The organism is Streptomyces shenzhenensis, assembly GCF_003688995.1.
In the GTDB taxonomy this organism is placed as follows: domain Bacteria; phylum Actinomycetota; class Actinomycetes; order Streptomycetales; family Streptomycetaceae; genus Streptomyces; species Streptomyces shenzhenensis_A.
On the sequence record NZ_PENI01000132.1, the window covers coordinates 1 to 515 of the forward strand.

Below are 515 nucleotides of genomic sequence, written 5' to 3' on the forward strand. Positions count from 1 at the left end.
AATCTCCAAAAGAATGCCAAAAAAGTGCAAAAAAAAATCAGAAACAGGAAAAATGGGCCAAAAATAGTCTGAAAAAGGCAACAAAGTCTTATGAGAAGTCCAAGATGGCAAAAATGTCCGAAACAGGCCAAAATATGTCCGAAACAGGCCAAAATGTGCCAAAACAAGCCCAAATGGGCAAAAATGACCCCAAAAAGGCAAAAACGCGCCCCAAATGGTCCAGAAACTGGTCCCCAAAAAATCTCGAAAAAAGAAGTCCAAAAATGACCAAAACGTGCAAAAAAATCAGAAACAGGAAAAATGGGCCAAAAATAGTCTGAAAAAGACAACAAAGTCCCACAAGAAGTCCAAGATGGCAAAAGTGTCCGAAACAGGCCAAAATGTGCCAAAACAGGCCCAAATGGGCAAAAATGGTCCAAAAAAGGCAAAAATGCGCCCCAAATGCTCCAGAAACGGGTCCCCAAAAAATCTCCAAAAGAAGGCCAAAAAAGTGCAAAAAAAAAATCAGAAACAGA

At 40.0% G+C, this 515-nt stretch carries 1 protein-coding gene; it reads left to right on the forward strand.

The window, feature by feature from the left end:
• Positions 1–320: hypothetical protein (locus tag CTZ28_RS47645; RefSeq protein ID WP_183154932.1), on the forward strand; the 320-nt coding region annotated here is incomplete at its 5' end.
• Positions 321–515: the final 195 nt, after the last annotated feature.